This window comes from Streptomyces sp. 378, from assembly GCF_030124145.1.
In the GTDB taxonomy this organism is placed as follows: Bacteria; Actinomycetota; Actinomycetes; order Streptomycetales; family Streptomycetaceae; genus Streptomyces.
Map to the genome: position 1 here is coordinate 195036 of NZ_JASKMS010000009.1, position 17979 is coordinate 213014.

The following is a 17979-nucleotide window of genomic DNA, read 5'->3' on the forward strand; positions in this document are numbered from 1 at the left end:
AACGCGAACGTCCGGAACCGGTGGGGCGGTTCCGGACGTTCTGTGTGGCTCGCGGCGCCGGGTCAGGTCAGGAAGGCCCGGCAGGCGCTCCCGTTCACCCACCGGTGCGCGCTGATGGCGTTGTTCACCAGGGTGCCGTCGGTGAACCGGTTGTCGGTCAGGTTGTCGGCGTACAGCTCGCCCGGGGCGAGGCAGACGTGCCCGCCCGAGTAGTCGGGCTTGTCGTACAACGCCGCGTGGTCGAAGCCACTGGTGTAGGCGCGGTTCATCACGGACGACGCCCTGTTGTCGGCGGCCGGGCCCCAGGTCCCGCTGTACGGGACGGGCAGCAGGGAGCCTTGGCAGTCCCGCTCGTCCCAGGCGTACAACCGCCCGTCGCGCGGGCCCCACTTGCCGGCGCAGCCCGGCTCGGCGACGGTGGTCTCCGTCGCCTGCGCGGCGGCCGGAACGGCGAGGCCGAGCGTGGTGAGCCCCAGCACGGCCGCCGTGACGGTGATCTTGCGCATGGTGTTCCCCCTGGTTCGGGACGGGTCACCGGAAGGGCGGGGCGGCCCGCAGGGTCGCGGGCCGCCCGCTCCTCACCGGTTCGCGCGTCAGGTCAGGAAGGCGCCGCAGGCGCTCCTGGCCACCCAACGGTGCGAGGTGATGTTGTCGTTGACGTTGACGCCGTTGGTGAACCGGTTGTCGGTCAGGTTGTCGGCGTACAGCTCGCCCGGCGCCAGACACGCGTGGCCGCCGCCGTAGTTGTCGTTCTGGTAGAAGGCGACGTGGTCCAGGCCGCCCGTGTAGCCGCGGTTCATGACGGAGGTGGCCTTGTCGTTGGCCGCGGTTCCCCAGTTGCTGCTGTTGCCCGGCGTGGCGATCAGCAGGGTGCCCCCGCAGTCCAGGTCCTGCCAGGCGTACATATTGCCGTTGCGCGGTCCCCACTTGCTGTTGCAGACGGGGCCGGGAACGGCGCTCTCGGCCGCCTGCGCGGTGGCGGGTACGGCGAGGCCCAGGGCGGCGAGCCCCAGGACCGCTGCGGTGACGCTGAACTTGCGCATGCTGTTCCCCTCGTTTGCTGTCACTGTCGGTGTGTTGCCGGTCGTGCGGAGGTGCGGGTGCGGGTACGCCGGGCCGGTGGCCCCGCACACCGCACCGGTGAGCGGTGTCCGCTCCGGAGCGCGGAGTGGTCAGTGGCGCTCCGGAACGATGCCCACCGCCCGGTCGTAGGCCTGCTGACCGAGGTGCCGGTAGGTGTCGATGTCCTTGCCGAACCGGTCACGCAGGCGGTCCAGGTAGTGCGTCTCCCGGGCCGTGGCCACGGCCCGCAGGGAGGTCTGTCGGGCACAGGTGGCGTCCGCGACGGCGGTTCTCCGCTCGGCGGCGAACGCCTCGTCCGAACGGGCAGGTCCCAGCCGGCCGGTGTTGACGCGGACGGCGTCGCGGGCGGCCTGGGGATCCTGGTAGGGCTGTCCCGCCCGCTTCATGCACCGCGACCATGCCCGTACCGCGGAGCTGAACTGGCGATCCCTCATGAGCTGTTCGCCGTAGAGGGCGTTGAGACCCGTGACGACCTTGCCGGTGCGGAACCACACGGCCGGATCGCCGTAGAGCCTGCGCTCGGCCTCTTCCATACAGCCGCCCAGACGCTTGCGGATCTCCCCGCCGCCGCCGGGCAGGGTCACCGTGACCACGCGGGCGTCCGTGCCGCCGTCCAGCGCGGCGTCGAAGGCCGCGCGCCGGTCGGCGGAGAGACTCTGCCGGTAGGTGCCGACGGGGTTGCGCGCATGGAGGGCCTGGCCCTTCGCCTCGATTCGGCCGCCGTACCCGTGGACGCGGGCCCACGCCACGTCGTCCTGCACGAAGCGCACCGGTCGGCTCTCGTCGAGCGTCAGACCGCGGTCCTCCCGGAGGGTGAAGCCACGGCGGTCCATGCACTGCTTGGTCAGCCGCTGCTGCGCGTCGGCGACGCGCAGTTCCTGCTGCCAGGTCAGCGCCGCAGGACGCGAACGCGGGTTCCGCGCACGGCCGTCGTCGTCACCGCCACCGGCGCACCCGGTCGTGACGGCCGCGGTGGCCGCCACCGTCGCGCAGATCGACACCAGTACCCGTCGCATGGACTCCGCCCCCCTTCACCGCCGCCGGTTGACGGGTCCAGAGTCGCCCCGCCGTCGGCCGGGGGTCGACGGGTTTCCTGTTGCCCACCGGACCGGCGACCGGGAAACCGGGGATGAGCAGGGGGGACACGGGGGTGAAGGCAACGCGCGGGACGGGGCTGGGAGAGGAGGCAGGCCGTTGCCGTCCGCCGTCATCCCATCCCGGCGTTCAGGCGTCCTCGTCAGCGAACCTGGTCGCTCTTCGGCCCCATGCCGCTGACCTTGGCGGGAGTTCCGTCCGGGGTGAACGAGTGGTGGAAGGTGAAGGCGTGCGGCGTGGAGCCGTGGTCGTGGTTGGCGCTGCCCGCCTGTGTGGAAGTCCGCATGGGCCCGTCGTCGCGCCGGTCCTGGAAGCGCAGTCGACACCGATACCGGAGTCGAGCGGCTTGCGCTGTTCGGCGGCGGGCGTTCCCCCGAGTGGGTCGTTCGGGTGGGGCCGGGCCGGGGCACCCGCAGTCCATGACCAACGACGCAAGCCGCCTCCGGCTGGTGCAGACCGTGATCGACAGTACCGACGCCCGTAAACTCGCCGAGTTCTACCGGTCCCTGCTGGGGCTCGCGTACGCGGAGGGGGACGAGCCGCCTCCGGCCGATCAGCGGGACGAGCACGGCCGGGACTGGCTCGTCCTGCGCGACCCCGGCGGCGGACCGCAGCTCGCCTTCCAGCAGGTGGAGCGCCTGCGCGAACCGGACTGGCCCGACGGCCCGGTGCCCCAGCAGATGCACCTCGACCTGAGCGTCGCCTCGTTGGCGGAACTGCGGAACCAGCACGAGCGCGTGCTCACCCTCGGCGGCAGCCTGCTCAGCAACCGGGACCGGCCGGATCCCGACGACGAGGAACGCTTCCGCGTCTACCGTGACCCCGAGGGCCACCCGTTCTGCATCTTCGTCGCCGAACGAGACGCGTAGCCCGCGGCACCGTGAGGGCGGCGGCGGGCGGCCCTTGCAGGAGGCAGCCGGTAGGGGCCGCCGCCCGCCGGGGACTCGCCCGGCGGTGCACGGGTATCCGGTGCCCATGACGATGGGACACCTGCTCGTGATCACTCCTGGCATCCGTGCCTACCGCGAGTACCTGCTGCAGTCGATCAGCCGCGACTTCCGCGTCCACCTGGTGCTGACCGAACCTCCCACATGGGAACGGGCGTATGTGGCCGGCCACACCGTGGTGGCCGACCTTGCCGATGTCGACGCCCTCGTGCGGGTCGCCCGGGCGGTTGACGCCGAACCGGCGCTGGACGGCGTCATCTGCTGGGACGAGACATGGATCGAGCAGACCGCGCGGGTGGCCGCCGCCCTCGGACTGCCCGGAGGGGACCGGCGGTGCGTCGAGCGCTGCCGGGACAAGTACCGCACCCGTGCGGCCCTCGATGCCGACGGGGTGCCCCAGCCGCGCTCGGTGCTCGTCTCCGGGCGCGAGGAGGCCCTCGCGGTGGCCGGGGACATCGGCTACCCGGTCGTCGTCAAGCCGCGGGCCCTGGCCGGGAGCTTCGGCGTGGTGCGGGCCGACTCACCCGCCGACCTGAGGAAGGCCGTCGAGTTCACGGACGCGAGCGGCGAGTGGGCTCCCGACCTTCCGACGCACGAGCGGAACATCCTGGTCGAGGAGTTCGCCGGGGGACCGGAGGTCAGCGTCGACAGTGTGGTCCACCACGGCACGGTGACTCCGGTCTGCCTCGCCCGCAAGGAGGTCGGCTTCGAGCCCTACTTCGAGGAGACCGGACACGTCGTCGACCCGGACGACCCGCTGTGGTCCGACGGGACACTGGCGGACGTGGTCGTGCGTACGCACGCCGCGTTGGACTTCACCGAAGGCGTGACCCACACGGAGATCAGGCTGACGCCGAACGGGCCGAAGGTCATCGAGGTCAACGCCCGGATCGGAGGGGGCATGATCCCCCTGCTGAACCTCCTGGGCGGTGGCCCGGACCTCGCGCTCGCCGCTGCCGATGTCGCGTGCGGCAGACCGCCGAGGCTGCGGGCGGCCACCGGACACCGCCGGGTCGCCGCCATCCGCTTCTACTACCCGCCCAAGGACGACTCCGTCATCGCGGAGGTCCGCTTCGAGAAGTCGGGGCTGCCCGAGCAGGTGGTGCGCTGCGGCCCGCTGGCGGCGGCGGGAGAGGTCAAGTCGCCCCCGCCCCGCGGACTGATGGACGGCAGGGTCGCCTACGCGATCGCCCTGGCCGCCGACGCGGACACCTGCCGTGCCGCGTTGGACGAGGCGGGGCATGCCCTGCGGGTGGACGTGGCCTGAGACGGCCGGCCCGGGGCGGGCGCCGAACCGCGCCTCAGGGCGTGCTCGTCGGCGCGGCGGCCCGGACCTCCTCCGGGGGTTCGGGCCTGACGCTGTCGAGGGTGCGGACCGTACGCAGCGGGGACAGGATCAGGAAGAGACTGGTGCTCAGCAGCCCCACGGTTCCCACCACCAGCGCCCCGCGCAGCCCCAGATGGGTGCCCAGCCAGCCTCCGAGCAGTGAGCCGACCGGTTTCATGCCCAGGGCGACGAAGAGGTAGGCGGCGTTGGTGCGGCCCAGGAGCCGCTCCGGAGTCACCGTCTGGCGGATCGTCATGGTGTGCACGTTGCAGGCGGTGATGCCGAAGCCCTGCACGAAGAAGGCGACGGCCAACAGGGGAGCCGCCCACGTGCCGCGGTGCGCGACCGGCAGCAGCAGCGGGGCCAGGTCGCCGATCACCGCGGCGATCACCAGCGTGCGGCCCAGGCCCACCCGGTGGGCGAGACGGTCGGTGAACGCCGCGCCGAGCAGCGCGCCCACGGCACCGACGGACAGCACGAGGCCCAGCGTCCCCGGGCTCATGTCCAGTTCCTTCACCGCGAACAGGGTGAGGATCGGCAGGACGATCTGCCAGCACAGGTTGTAACTGGCGGCCTCCCCGAGCGTGGCCCGCAGGTAGGGGCTGGAGAAGGTGAAGCGAAAACCCTCGGACGCCTGGGACCGTAACGGCGCGGGGTCGATACGGACGGGCTTCTCGCGCTTGCGTACCGCCGAGACACCCAGCGCGGAGGCGAGGTACGAGACCGCGTCGACGAGCAGGGCGAACGGCGCTCCCACGAGCTGCACCAGCGCCCCGCCCAGCCCCGGCCCGCCGATCTCCGCCACCGGTTGATAAGGCTCTCCGACGCACCGACGCAGATTTTCCCCTGCGGCGTGAGTCACGCGTCCGCGATGCGCCGGACATGACCGCTGAGCCGCAGTATCTCGCGGGCCTGTTCGAGGATGGAGCGACCGGCTCTCGTCGGCCGGACACCGCCCGGCAAGCGCTCCAGCAGGGGCAGGCCGAGCGACCGCTCCAATGCCTTGATGCGATTGGTCACCGTCGGCTGGGTCACCCGGAGCATGCTCGCAGCCCGTGTCACACTTCCCGCGTCTACGGCGCCCAGGAATGCCTCGAGATGCCGCGTATCCAATTCTGCCCCCGTGTGAGTCGAACCGTCGAAATGCAGGCCGGCGCTGCGTCGGCTTTTCCCCCGTTGCGTCGTATGCCATTCCATTCACGAATGGCATACGAGCGTTCACGGTGTCTGCGAGCGTAGCGTCACCCTTCCCCCTCATCAACATGTTTGGTAGGGGCATTTATGGGGAGGCGCCTTTTCCGGGACGGGCGATTTCTCGTCAGTTCAGGGACTGCGGACGACCGGTCCGGCGCCCGGGGCGTGCAACCGGATCGCACGCCTTTTCCCCCGCCGCGGCTCGCGAGGCCGAGACGTGGTCGGCGCGCACTCCGCTCGACCGGCCCGCGGCGGCGGCCCGCTCGTCGCGGGTCACCCGGGAAGCCCATAGCCTCGTAACGCGACCATGAGCAGGCATTTCTGAGGCGTCGCCAGCAGAAGGAACCCCAAGACGGCCGGCCGGCTCGCCCCTACGAGCACGGGGAGTCGCTCGGGCAGCCGGGCGCAGTGCCCTGTCATGGCTGGTTCGGCTTCTTCAGCCCCAAAGACATGCCGATCACTCCGCCCGCTGACACGCCGAGCCAGGGAACCAGGTAGACGGCAGGTGGAACATCGATGTGCCGGACATGGACGGCCGTAATGATCAGGCCGAGAAGGCAGCACTGCGCAGCCAGATACACAGAAATCCTCCGCCGCATGCTCCAGGCCCGCACACCGTCCACGAACGCTTGCCTGACCAGGTCCCCCTGACCACCACTGGAGCGCGAAAGGGTAGTTGAGCTCTCCGGAGGATAGGCAGCGCTCCCCGGTCTCGGTGATCAGGAACAGACCCTCACGGATCCAGGGGTGGCAGCTTTCGACGTTTTCCCGCCGCTCCGGTGGTCACGGACGCGCCTGCCCGCCCTGGCGCCGCTCGGCTTCGCCGTTCCTCGTCGGCGAACGGGGAGCCGCCTCCTGCCGATTCGCGCTGCTTCTCGGCACTTCTTGGCATCGCCTCCCTCACAGCCCGTGATCCCAGCGGGGCGGTTCCGGCACCCATTGTTCAGCCAGACCGCATCACGTCGGCCATCGAGGGGCGGAACGCGTGGGATGCGGTGAGGAGAGCGCCATGGACGGCCGAGGACGCCGCCCGTCTGACATAGCCGTCGCTATCTGGCGGCCATACCTCACGCTCTTGGTGGATCAGAAGAGAAACCGCCCCGTGCACACCGGCACACAACACTCTGGCGGTTTCGGTCGTGCTCTCGACAGGTACCCCGGCATCAACACAGGCTGCGATCTTGTCCCGGAAATAGCGGAAACACGCGTCTTCGTTCTGGCGGCTGGCTTCGGTGGCCTCGCCGGCCATCACCAGTCGGTACTGGGAAGGATGACGTAGTCCGAACGCGATGTAGGCGACACAGGTTTCGTAGAGCGCCGTCACAGGATCCGGGATTTCCCGGGACACCGCTTCCATCTCGCTGAACAGTGAGCTCCACACGCGCAGGCACGCCGCATGGACGAGTTCCCTCTTCGAGGCGAAGTGGAGGTAGACGGCCGGCGGGCTGACTCCTGCACGTGTTGCTACCGCGCGAATCGTAAGGGCCTCAACGCCATGGCTTTCGAGGAGCTGAGCGGCGATGTCGAGAAGCTGATCTCGGAGCAGACCACCCTGGCCCTTGGCAGCGCGGACTCGGGAACCTGTCACAGATGTGCCTTCGTGAGAGGGTGATGACAATAGGCAGACGCCGAAATCTCCGAGCGCCCCCCTGAGGGGACGCTTCCTCATCTGCGGCGTCTTGACGGTGCGTGACCAGGCGTCATGAGGCCTTCGGTTTGATGACGGTGACCACTTGGGTTACCCGGGCGCACAGTTCACCCTCGTCATCATGGACGTTGACCTCGACGACGGTGTTGCGTCCCACACGCAAGGGACGAGCTGTCGCGACGACGCTCGTGCGGGCGGGCCGGAGAAAATGCGTGCTCGACTCCACGGTGGCCGGTGCGGCGCCGACTGGACCGTTGAGGGCGGCGCAAACGGCAGCACACACATCGGCGAGCCCCATCAACGCCCCTCCGTGGAGGCCGCCGCCCACCGTGGAAAGGGAGAGGTCATGCGCCAGCCTGGCCTGAACCCTGACTTCAGTGATCTCCTCGAACACGACGCCGAGCGTCTTGGCATACGGCGCGAGCGCGTAGACGTCGTCGGCTTCAAGTGTGAGCACAGGTCACTCTCCTCCTGGTTAGTGGCGATAACTTATCGACGTTAACTCACGTCGTCAACCAGGGTGAAGCTCCCGCGTTCCATCCCAAGAGCCGCGCGAGCGCGCGGTGCGCAGGGTGGGGGAGATCCGCTCGAACTACCCGACCGAGTGGCCGCGATCTCGGATACCCGGTCCAGGCCGCACCAGGGGTCGCCGGCGGCTACCGGCTCGGCGCGGGCGCGACGCTGCCGCCGCTGCTGCTCGACGACGACGAGGCGGTCGCGATCGTGCTGAGCCTGGTGAGGGATGCGCCGGGTGACCGGTATGCGGCCCGGCCCCGAGGCCGGGCCGCCCTGCGTCATGTGGTCACAGCAGGGGGAGGCTGTCGCCGCCGAGGAGTTGCCATCCGGAGGCGGGGAGCCCGAACTGTGAGGTGGTGAACATCTTGCTGCCGGTTGTGGTGGGCCGGGTGGTTCCTCCGGGCAGGATCCATGCGGCGCCGGCGTAGTTGTTCTCGCCGTGCGCGGTGACGGTGAGTTCGGGGCGCCCGTCGCGGTTCACGTCACCGGCCGAGAGGGTGGTGCCGAAGTGGTCTCCGCTCTCGTTGCCGCCAGGGACGCCGGTGGTGCCCTGGCTGTAGGAGTAGGCGCCGGAGCCCGGGGTCCCCGTGCGTTTGCCGGGGATGACTGTCACCATGCCGGCGTCGGCGACGGTGCCGAGATTCTCGCCGGGCGCGCCCACCGCGATGTCGCCGACGCCGTCGCGGTTGAAGTCCGCGACCACGACCGATGCACCGAACTTGTCGCCCTTCTCCCCGGATCCGGGGACGCCGCTGGTGTCCTGGGAAAGCACGACGGGCTTGGCGTCGGTCGGCACCCCTGCCGAACCGCCGTACCAGATGAGGATGCGCCCGCCGTGCTCTCCGTCGACTCCGCGCTGTCGGGGCTCGTCGGGATCACCGGCGACGAGGTCGCCGTATCCGTCGCCGTTGACATCGCCGACGGTGGCCACCAGGGCGTCGCCGTGCGTCAGGGGGACGCTCCACTGCGGTTCGTTTTCCGCGTTGACGTGGATCCGCCCGCCGGTGTACCCGCCGGCACGCCCCGTCACCGCCACCGTGTCGGCGCGGCCGTCGCGGTCGAGGTCGCCGGCGGCGACGGAGCCGAACCACTCGCCCAGTCCCATTCCCGCGGAGGCGGGCCCAGTCGATCGGGTAAACGGGCCCCGGAAGGTCTGGGTGTAGTTCCAGCCACCGACCGTCACCAGGCTGGTGGACGAGGTTCCCTTGCCCGCGGCGGCCAGGTCCCGGCCGATGCGGTCGAAGTCCTCGGGACTGTCAGGCGTCGGCAGAACCCGCCCGGACACCAAGCCCGATCGGCTGCCCCACAGGATCGTGACCATGCCCTTGTTCTCACCCTGTTCGAGATCCTCGTAGGGCGCGCCGACGATCAGGTCGGTGTAGCCGTCCCGGTCGAGATCGGCAGAGGCGGTGGAGGCACCGAAGTAGTCACCCCGCTCGGCGCTTCCCGGCACGCCGGGGGAATTCTGGGTGATCGTGACGCGGGACGTCGCCGAGAGCCCGGAGGCAGAGCCGTACAGGACGATCACGGCGCCCGCGTCCTCGCGTCCGGCGATGTCCGCGGCGGGCACCCGCAGCACAACGTCGCGATAGCCGTCACCGTTGAAGTCCGCAGGGACGGTGTCCCCGGCAGCGTGCGCGCTCGGGACCTGCACACCGCCGAGCAGCCCGGCGAGCCCAACAGCGGCGACGACCCGACATCTGCCGCCGCGGCCGTCTCTCTTGGTCATATGAGTTTCTCCCACCTCAGGGTTGCCGTCGACGAACGGACGACAACCGGAACATCGTCCAGGCATGAAAAGGCGCGACGAGGGTCAGGGCAAGGGGACCTGTCCCGTGCCCTGAGTACTGCCGTTGGCCTTGCGGAAGATCAAGTCGGCTCCGCAGTGGTCGGTGATGCCGCCGACGACAGTGGTGGCAAGAGCCGGCTGGGCGGGCGAACAGCTCTGCACCCGCCGCACAGGTACCGCGACGACATCGGCCGCCAGTCGGCTGTGCGACACGGCAGCTGCGCCCACGTGCCGCCCCTCCCGCAAAGCGACCTGCTCTCGCACAAGTGAGCGGATGCTATCAGTGAGTTGACGGCCATCTCTACAGGTCAGCGTGGGGCGAAGGGCGAGGGCCCGATAGCGGAATGCGCTCCGTCGGAAGGCGCTGGACGCGGGCGCTGGCCGAAATCCCTGTGCGGCGCGTGGTGCTGCCCGGCACACCCAGGCACCGACTGAGCAGCAGCTGCGCACCGGTATCCGATGGCAGCCCCGCTCCGCCGTCGCAGAGGCGGCGCGGGTCTGCTCGGAGCGGTTCGTGGGTGGGTATTTCACGCCGCGCAGGGGGGAGGCGGCACTCTTGTCTCCCCGAGCATGTGCGCCTCCCCGGCCCATGGCCCGGGGCCTCAGCGCTGGAGGTGCGAAGGCAACGGCACCCAGCGGCGCGGGGTGTGGCGATCCGCAACCTCCTGGCCGTCGTGGATCCTCAGTCCGGCCGCGGCACATGCGTAGGCGAGTGTGTCGGCGTAGTGCGGGAAGGCGGAACGGCGCTGCCAGAAGCGGAAGTGCCAGTGCGCGGCCGGGTCGGGACTGTCCGGCCAGAGGCCTATCTCCTCGTGCTCGACGACTTCGCCGTCGCGGGCCAGGGTGCCGAAGGTGCCGCCCTTGGGGTTGAAGTAGATTCCGTAGGCGGCGGTGCCCGCCGATATCACCCGCAGTACGGCGTCGTCGCTCGGCATATAGCCATCCTGGGTGATCGCGCAGCCGCCAGGGGCCCCGGGCACGCTCGTCACGCCCACATAGCGGAGGGAATCGTCGTAGTCCATCGGGGCGAAGGGCGCGTGCTCGGAGTCTGCTTTCGGGCACTGCGCGGGGTCGGCGCCGAGCCGCCGGATCACCTCGTCCTCGCTCAGGCCCGACACGAAGCAGATGCCGAGTCCTTCGGTCCACAGCTCCTGCTCGCCGAAGGCCGCGATGAGCGCGTCCGCCGCTGCGAACGCCGCGGCTTCCTCGGCGGGCAGTTCCACCGCCCCCGGAAGATCCGCGACGAGTGGCGCGAGCGACGTGGTCAGCAGCAGCCGGCCCGGGGACCAGGGCCCGCTCTGCGGCGTCCACACATCGGCCCCGGCATCGATCAGCGCTCGGACGCTGCCCTCGTCCACGCTGCAGGCGGCGTACCACAGCGGTGTGTGTCCGTCGTCGTCGCGTGCGTCGACCTCCGCATGATGCGACAACAGCGCGGCGACCGCCTCCACCGACCCTTGTTCCGCCGTCAAATGCAGCGGGGTGGTGCCACGCCATCCGACGCGGGCGTCGACCGGTGCCCCTGCGTTCAGCCGAGCACGGATCAGGGCCGCGTCCTCCCAGTCCTGGTAACCCAGTTGCTGCCAGTCGGCCCGCGGCTCATAGCGCCTGCGGGCTTCCTCCTGGCGGCGCAGCATCTCGCGCTGGTGCCGAGTCAGCGGCGGTGCCAGGAAAGCAGGTGGTCCGCTCACCTCCATGAACCCGAAGGCGCCCGGCTGCTCCGACGGATCCGGCGGCTCGAGCGCCGGCCAGACCTCGAGCGCCTGCGTCGAGGCGGCATGGAGGGCCGCCACGTCGACCGAGGTGCGGGTCTCGGCAATCCCCTCGTCCGGCCACTCCACCACCAACTGAGCCTCTCCGGCGGGCGGGAGCTCTGCCAGATACAGGTCGACGTCGGTCTTGAAGAGGGATCGGCGGGGATGGTGCAAACCGGGATCCAGCGGTATCAGCCCGACCGCTTGCGGTGTCGATGCCACGGTCACCTGTCCCTGCGGACCGGTGAACTCCACCCTCCGGTCCGTCGTGCCGTCCAGCGAGGTCACCCGGCGGCCGTCGGAGAACAGCAGCCCCACCCGCAACCCGGACTGCCGTCCCGCAGCCGCGCTGTCCTGGCGGGTCGTGCGGAAGACCGCCAGATGCAGGGTGGCTGCCTGCGGCCATACGGACCATCCTGTGAGCAGCACCTTCGTGTGCGGACCGGCGCCGAGCACCTCAAGCTGCGACAGCAGCGCAGGAGCGAACCAGTCGACCGGCGGCGCGTACCGCCCGGCGTCCTCTTCCGGCGGGCCCAGCCGGACCAACGCCGTCCGCTCGGCGGCCGGTTCCTCCGGTAACACCAGATCGTCGAAGAATCCCATGCACCGATCGTGGCAGAGGGGTCTGACAGTGAGGGTTCTTCACCGTCAGGGTGCTCCTCGTCGGTGTTGCCCGAGGAGCAGCTGTTGGAGTCGCGGCCCGGCGCGTCGTGATGAACTCCGCGGATCTTCAACGCCGAGCTGTACTCGGCGGCGTGTGCGTGAACGCGGGGGCAGGGCGGGCAGCGCGCCGGCCGCAACAGCGGCAGCCGTGACGAGGTTCTTGCACAAGAACAGGCTCCCCATGATGAGCGGGTGGTGTCGCCTGTGCAGGACACGCACCCGGGCCCGGCGGTTGCACACAGGCAAGGACCTTCACCCGTTCGAAGGACGCAGAGGCACGTTCCCTGTGGCCGTAGAGGCCCGGGCCACCGGAGCCACATGCCTCGTTCCGCTTCCCGAACTTCGGCGGAACACCGCCGCGTCAGCGGGAAGCCGAGGCGGGCTACAGCCCGCAGCAGATTGAGCGCGGAACATCCCCGGGTCGGCGAGGAAGAACATGACGGGGCCGATCAGCTCGCCTTGGCTGTCCGCGCTGCCTGCGGCCATATCCCAGTTGGCGGAAACCCTCGATGCGGAGCGTCGGCTCCCAAGGCACGTCGGAAGCCGAGCAACTGGATATCGCGGCCGAACATGTTCGCGGTTTCGGCGGGATCCTGGTTCACCGGCTGACGTTCCTTCAGCCGTGCCCAACTCCCGCTCCAGCCGATCGGTGCGCCTGTGCCCCGATGCAACTGCCTTGCGCCGGGCAGGACCGCTCCGTGTCTCTCTCTGTCAAGAGTTCGGAGACGAGTTGTCATCCCGTCCCCTGACCTCGTCTCTGTTGGGGGTGGGCCGCGGGCGCGCCTCCGCCCGGCGAACGATCCTGCTGCGGTACGGCGTAGCGGTCCGCCAGGTCGTGGAGCTGGTCGAAACCGCCGCGCATGTCCTGGAGTACCGCGGCACTCGCTCCGGGAGGGAAGCCCGATGCTGCCACGAGAGCGACGCGTGCCGCGTCGCGCCCTTCGAGCTCAAAGGGCGGGAGACGGGCTCAGGTCAGGGATTCGAAGTATGCCTTTTGCTCGGGGTAGTAGTCCTCGAAGTCAGGTCGTGGCCCGCCCGTGCGCGCGGCGGTGAGCATGTCCAGGTAGTACTCCCAGCCCGGGCCGGTCTCGCCGAGGTCCTTTGTGGAGGCCAGATGCTGGACCAGTCGGAGTTCGGTGGTGCCGTCGCTCTCGGTCAGCAGCAGCTCCATCGACCAGGATCCGGCCTCGTCCTCCATGGAGACGGCGAGTCGGTGCGGCGGCTCGCAGGCTTCGATGCGCAGTGGGCACCAAGGTGCCGACTCCTCGAAGACCAGTTGCACTTCGACGGTGTGGCCGGTCGCAGCCTGGCCGCGCCACGGGCCGAACCATCGTGCGGTGCGCTCCGGCTCGGTGACACTCGCCCAGACGTCTTCGGCGGAGGCGCGGTAGCTGCGCGTGAGGACCAGGTCGTGCCCCGTGGGGGTGGGGATGAGCTGTCCGGTGGGTTCAAGGGTCATGCCGTGCCTTCCTTGGAGTGGTCGTTGGCGGGCTCGACCCGCTTGCGGTCCCGTCGGGTGCGGTGAACCTCCGTCTCCAGCGCCGCCAGACGCTGCGACCAGTCGACCCGCTGGGTGTCGAACTGGGTGAGCCAGGCGGTGAGGTCATCCAGCCCGGAGCGGACGAGGGAGTAACGCCGGTGGCGACCGATCTGCTGGTCCCGGACCAGTCCGTTCTCCCGCAGCACGCGCAGGTGACGGCTGACCGCCGGTCGGCTGATCGCGAACCGGGCCGCGATGTCGCCTGCCGTCAGCGGGGTGCGGCGCAACATCATCAAGATCTCCCGGCGTACCGGATCGGCGATGGCGACGGCCACCTTGCTCAGGTCGTCCACACCATAAGCGTAACGCATCGGTTACGCGTCGGGGGGCCGACGTCAGGTCGCACTCAGCGCGGAGGTGGAAGACAAGCCCGTGCCCCGCGCCGCAGGTAACGTCCCCGCGGACCGACTGGGGGAGGCCGTGATCATCCTGAGCACCGTGCATTCGGCGGTGAGGCAGGCGCAGGGTGCGCGATCCGCAAGATCGGCGCGGCCGTGGCGGTCTCCTCTGGGAGACGGCCGAAGCGGGCGCCTGCCGCGCCGTTCCTGGCCAAGGGTCACCTCAATCGGAAGCCGGACGACAGGGCCGGCCGGCCCCAGTGGTCCACGGCTCGCTTCTGGTGTCTTGACCCGCGCCTGATGGTCCCGGTGTTGGGCCCGGCGGTCGTGAGCACCCTGCTGGAGGACGGCCGGCAGGAGTGCCGCTCCGACCGCGGGGCTGCTTGGCCGGAAATGCACGGAGCATGAGCATGCTCGAACAGTGGGCGCGAGCGCGCCGTGCCCGTCCTTGGAATCGCGGGCCGACGGCGCCTTGGGCGGGCCGGGGGAAGCGATGTGCAGTTCCGGGCTGTCGCCACCCGTTTCGACGAGCCGGTCGCCCGCTGTCTCGTCGGCCTCCGGATCGCCTCACTCGTCCTCTGGCTCCGCGCACGGTGATCCACACGGAACCTGAAGGGGGTCGCCATGGTGGGCAGGGATGGCTCAAAAGGGATGGCTGGGCTGGTGCGGGGCGGCGCTGCGGTTCCGGACCTTCGAAGGTCGCCTTGCAGCGTGTTGTGAGGCCGTTGCGGCAACACTGCCGCCCACCGGCCGTTCTGACCGATATCGGCAGGCGGGTGGCCGTGTGGCCAAGGATGGCGGACGCGGTGGTGCCTCAAGGCGTCGTGATACGGCCCAACTTTCCCTTCAGACTCTGGGTTTGAGTGTGAAAGAGCGGGATACACACCCTCTTTGGTGGGCTGCTGAACGGCCACCTCCCCTTCAACTTCGGGGGGTTGCCATCCTGTGACCCAACGTGAAAACTGTGAACGCACTGGGCCGGGATGATCGTGTCCAAGCGCGTTCTTGACACGTGAATCGTAGGACAGGGGAGTTCTGCGCAGGGCTGCTGCGCGGAGAAGTCACTGGGGGGACGTGGTGGTGTCTGCAAGGTGCCCTGGGCGCGTATGGCCGGGCTGCGCACGTGCGGGTTTGTCCGCTGCTCGGCGGGCGTCCGGACCGCTCGGAACCGCCGCCCCACCGTCCCTGTTCAGTCCTCAGTTCCGCTGACGCCCGGGCCGGCATTCCCTGAGGGGCGGACAAGCCAGTCGCCCTCGGTGGGCCGACCCGGCTGAGCCGGGCACCGGCCTGGTGGCGCCGAGCGACAACCGCCCCGCGGTGCCACACCTCGATGGCCGAACCCGTGACGGTCAGCGCTGCCCGCGGTCGGCCGCCGCGCACCGTCGGTGGCCCACCGCCGGGCACGCACGCCCTCACTCAAGGAGAAACGGTGACAAGCACACAACTGACCGGCGCCTCATCGCCTCTTGACGCGTTACCCGGGCGATGGCGGTCCTTACGCGACGCGGGTCCCGTGACGTACGACGAAGCGCGGCGGCAGTGGCACGTCGTGGACCACCAGGGCGTCTCGGCGGTCCTGTCCGACCCGGCGACGTACTCCTCCGACATGACGCCGATCGCCCCCACCCAGGAGGACTTCGAAGCCTTCCGGCAGGGCAACTTCGTCGGCATGGACCCGCCGGAGCACCGCAAACTCCGCACCCTGGTGAGTCAGGCCTTCACTCCGCGAGTGGTCCACGGGCTCGCACCGCGCATCGAGGCCGTGTGCGCGCGGCTCTTCGACGGCGTCGCCGACCGCGACCGGTTCGACCTGGTCGACACCCTCGCCTACCCGCTGCCGATCATCGTGATCGCCGAACTCCTCGGGATCCCCGCCGAGGACCACAGGCTGTTCCAGGAGTGGGCCGCCACCCTCTTCGGCGGCGACCAGCTCGGGGACAGCCTCGACATGGCCGACCTGGAACGGGCGCTGGAGGCCATCGCCCCGACGGTGCGAGAGATGAACGGCTACGTACTGGACCACATCCGGCACCGCCGCGCCCACCCCGGTGACGACCTGACCAGCGCACTCCTCACCGCCGAGGTCGACGGAACGCGGCTGGAGGACCAGGAGATCGTCGGGTTCGTCGCCCTGCTGCTGGTCGCCGGGCACATCACCACCACCGCGCTGCTCGGCACCGCCATGGTCACCTTCGACCGGCATCCCGGCACGCTCACCGCACTGCGGAAGGATCCGGACCGGGTTCCGGACGCCGTCGAGGAAGTCCTGCGCTGGCTGCCGCCCTTCCCCGAGCTGGGCCGGCGCACCACCCGGCCGGTGGCGCTCGGCGGCCACGAGATCCCGGCCGACACCCTGCTGATGGTGCACCTGGGGGCCGCCAACCGTGACCCCTCCCGCTTCACCTCGCCGGACGTCTTCGACGCGGCCCGCGACCCCAATCCCCATCTGACGTTCGGCCATGGCATCCATTTCTGTTTCGGCGCCCCCCTGGCCCGGCTGGAAGCCCGTATCGCCCTGCAGATGATGATGGAACGTTTCTCCTCCATCGCGGTGCCCTCGTACGACGACGTCACGTACCAGAACCCGGCCGTCATCGTCGGCGTACGCCACCTGCCGATCTGCGTCACCAGGCCGTAAGCGCGCCGACGCGCACGCCCCGCACCGCTCACTCGCGGGCCGGCCGCGTCCTCCTCCCCGCACCCGCTCTCACCAGGAGTCACCTCCCCATGCCGTACCCGACCGCCGCTCCGGCCGCACACCGACCGTCGACCTCCTCGCAGCAGGAGCTGAGCAGCCACCTCGACTCCCTCGCCCGCGTCCACCGCGTGCCCGGCGCCCAACTGGCCGTCCACACCGGCACCCATGTCCTCAGCGCGCACACCGGCACGGCCGACGCCCTGGCGAACACCCCGTTCACCGCGGGGACGGCCGTCCCCCTGGGTTCCGTCACCAAGGTCGCCACGGCCGCGGCCGTCCTGCTCCTCGCCGACGACGGAGACGTGGACCTGGACGAACCCGTCAGCGAACTGCTGCCCGACTTATCAAGGGAGATACCCGATGTGACGGTGCGTCACCTGCTGAGTCACACCGCCGGTCTGCCCACCGGACCCGACTCCGACAGCGCCGTCGGCACCACCGCCTCCCGGTACCTCTCCGCGGTCTGCACCGCCCGGAACACCCTGTTCCCGCCAGGCACCGGCTTCTCGTACTCCAACGCGGGCTACGTCGCCGCCGGCCGCATCCTGTCCGAAGTGACGGGCATGACCTGGCAGGAAGCAGTGGCAGCGCTCGTCCTGGAGCCCCTGGGCGTCGTCCCCGCCTTCCTGGGCGACGCCACCCCCGCCCGGCCGCTCGCCAGCGGGCACGCCCTCAACACGGCCACCGGCCTGGTACGCCCGGCCCATCAGAACCTCGCCCCGGTGGAGGCCCCGGCCGGAGCGCTGCTGGCGAGTGCCGAGGACCTGGTCGCCCTGGGCAGGGCCTTGATCGGCAGGTCCGCCGGACTGCCGGCCTCCGTCGCCGACCGGATGCGGCACGCCGAACCGGCCGCGGACCCCGGTGCCCTCGCCGACTCCTGGGGCCTGGGTCTCGCCCTCTTCCGACAGGACGGCCGGGTGTGGTGCGGCCACGACGGGAACGCCCAGGGAACCTCCTGTCACCTGCGGGCGGACCCCGACAGCGGCGTGGTCATCGCCTTCACCGGCAACGCGGGCGCCGCCACCGCCCTGTGGCGTGACATGGCCGCGGAACTCACCCGGATCACCGGGATTCGCGTGCCCACCGCCCCGGCCGCCGACACCCGCCGCGGACTCGCCGTGGCACTCCCGGAGTGCGCCGGAACCTACCGCAACGGGGGCACCGAGTACCTGGTCAAACTCGACGGGGACGACACGCCGACGCTGTCCGTCGACGGCGACTATCCCATCCCGCTGGTCTGCTATCCGGACCTGTCCTGCGACCTGGTGGATCCGGCCACCGGCCGGGTCGAACCGGGCGGCCGCTTCCACCGCGATCCCGCCACCGGGGCCATCGATCGCCTGCAGATCTCCGGACGCACCGCGCGCCGCACAGGCACCGACTGACC

Annotated in this window: 17 protein-coding genes and 1 pseudogene; 4 read left to right on the forward strand and 14 right to left on the reverse strand. The window is 70.2% G+C overall.

What is annotated here, in order from left to right; translation table 11 throughout:
* Positions 1-62: 62 nt before the first annotated feature.
* The 4 genes from QNO09_RS15470 to QNO09_RS15485 form a co-directional block, all read right to left on the reverse strand.
* Positions 63-506 (reverse strand): peptidase inhibitor family I36 protein, encoded by a 444-nt coding sequence (locus QNO09_RS15470; protein WP_283970754.1) that lies wholly within the window; start codon positions 504-506, stop codon positions 63-65.
* 87 nt (positions 507-593) lie between these two features.
* On the reverse strand, positions 594-1043 hold the full coding sequence (locus QNO09_RS15475) for a peptidase inhibitor family I36 protein (protein WP_283970755.1): 450 nt from the start codon (positions 1041-1043) through the stop codon (positions 594-596).
* 129 nt (positions 1044-1172) lie between these two features.
* Positions 1173-2099, reverse strand: coding sequence for a hypothetical protein (locus QNO09_RS15480; protein WP_283970756.1), 927 nt, complete (start codon positions 2097-2099; stop codon positions 1173-1175).
* Positions 2100-2320: 221 nt separating this feature from the next.
* Positions 2321-2464 (reverse strand): hypothetical protein, encoded by a 144-nt coding sequence (locus QNO09_RS15485; RefSeq protein ID WP_451520579.1) that lies wholly within the window; start codon positions 2462-2464, stop codon positions 2321-2323.
* Between the two features lie 133 nt (positions 2465-2597).
* On the opposite strand from QNO09_RS15485, the gene QNO09_RS15490 reads away from it, so the two are divergent.
* Both QNO09_RS15490 and QNO09_RS15495 read left to right on the forward strand, forming a co-directional pair.
* Positions 2598-3047: a VOC family protein gene (locus tag QNO09_RS15490; RefSeq protein ID WP_283970757.1), complete on the forward strand. Its 450-nt coding sequence runs from the start codon at positions 2598-2600 to the stop codon at positions 3045-3047.
* A gap of 106 nt (positions 3048-3153) precedes the next feature.
* Positions 3154-4392 carry an ATP-grasp domain-containing protein gene (locus tag QNO09_RS15495; RefSeq protein WP_283970758.1) on the forward strand — a complete coding sequence of 413 codons (1239 nt, stop codon included), beginning with the start codon at positions 3154-3156 and terminating at the stop codon, positions 4390-4392.
* A 34-nt stretch (positions 4393-4426) separates the two neighbouring features.
* On the opposite strand, the gene QNO09_RS15500 is transcribed toward QNO09_RS15495, so the two are convergent.
* From QNO09_RS15500 to QNO09_RS15550, 10 genes and pseudogenes are all read right to left on the reverse strand, one after another.
* Complete coding sequence (locus QNO09_RS15500; protein ID WP_283970759.1) at positions 4427-5257, reverse strand: MFS transporter; 831 nt, start codon at positions 5255-5257, stop codon at positions 4427-4429.
* Positions 5258-5310: 53 nt separating this feature from the next.
* Positions 5311-5649 carry a LysR family transcriptional regulator gene (locus QNO09_RS15505; protein ID WP_283970760.1) on the reverse strand — a complete coding sequence of 113 codons (339 nt, stop codon included), beginning with the start codon at positions 5647-5649 and terminating at the stop codon, positions 5311-5313.
* 940 nt (positions 5650-6589) lie between these two features.
* The gene (locus QNO09_RS15510) at positions 6590-7234 is read right to left on the reverse strand and encodes a TetR/AcrR family transcriptional regulator (RefSeq protein ID WP_283970761.1); all 645 of its coding nucleotides are present in this window, start codon (positions 7232-7234) and stop codon (positions 6590-6592) included.
* Between the two features lie 112 nt (positions 7235-7346).
* On the reverse strand, positions 7347-7751 hold the full coding sequence (locus QNO09_RS15515) for a PaaI family thioesterase (protein ID WP_283970762.1): 405 nt from the start codon (positions 7749-7751) through the stop codon (positions 7347-7349).
* Positions 7752-8096: 345 nt separating this feature from the next.
* A complete protein-coding gene (locus QNO09_RS15525; RefSeq protein WP_283970763.1) occupies positions 8097-9539 on the reverse strand; it encodes an FG-GAP repeat protein in 1443 nt (480 codons plus the stop codon).
* Between the two features lie 84 nt (positions 9540-9623).
* Entirely contained in the window at positions 9624-9827 is a 204-nt protein-coding gene (locus QNO09_RS15530) for a hypothetical protein (RefSeq protein ID WP_283970764.1), read from the reverse strand.
* 374 nt (positions 9828-10201) lie between these two features.
* Complete coding sequence (locus tag QNO09_RS15535; protein WP_283970765.1) at positions 10202-11956, reverse strand: ankyrin repeat domain-containing protein; 1755 nt, start codon at positions 11954-11956, stop codon at positions 10202-10204.
* A gap of 50 nt (positions 11957-12006) precedes the next feature.
* Positions 12007-12199 (reverse strand): annotated as a pseudogene (locus tag QNO09_RS15540) (lamin tail domain-containing protein); the annotation flags it as partial.
* 784 nt (positions 12200-12983) lie between these two features.
* Positions 12984-13475 (reverse strand): SRPBCC family protein, encoded by a 492-nt coding sequence (locus tag QNO09_RS15545; RefSeq protein ID WP_283970766.1) that lies wholly within the window; start codon positions 13473-13475, stop codon positions 12984-12986.
* A complete protein-coding gene (locus QNO09_RS15550) occupies positions 13472-13849 on the reverse strand; it encodes a metalloregulator ArsR/SmtB family transcription factor (RefSeq protein WP_283970767.1) in 378 nt (125 codons plus the stop codon). The genes QNO09_RS15545 and QNO09_RS15550 overlap by 4 nt, the downstream gene beginning before the upstream one ends.
* Positions 13850-15407: 1558 nt before the next feature.
* On the opposite strand from QNO09_RS15550, the gene QNO09_RS15555 reads away from it, so the two are divergent.
* Positions 15408-16532, forward strand: a complete 1125-nt coding sequence (locus tag QNO09_RS15555; RefSeq protein ID WP_283970768.1) for a cytochrome P450 — start codon at positions 15408-15410, stop codon at positions 16530-16532.
* Between the two features lie 89 nt (positions 16533-16621).
* The gene (locus QNO09_RS15560; protein WP_283970769.1) at positions 16622-17977 is read left to right on the forward strand and encodes a serine hydrolase domain-containing protein; all 1356 of its coding nucleotides are present in this window, start codon (positions 16622-16624) and stop codon (positions 17975-17977) included.
* Positions 17978-17979: the final 2 nt, after the last annotated feature.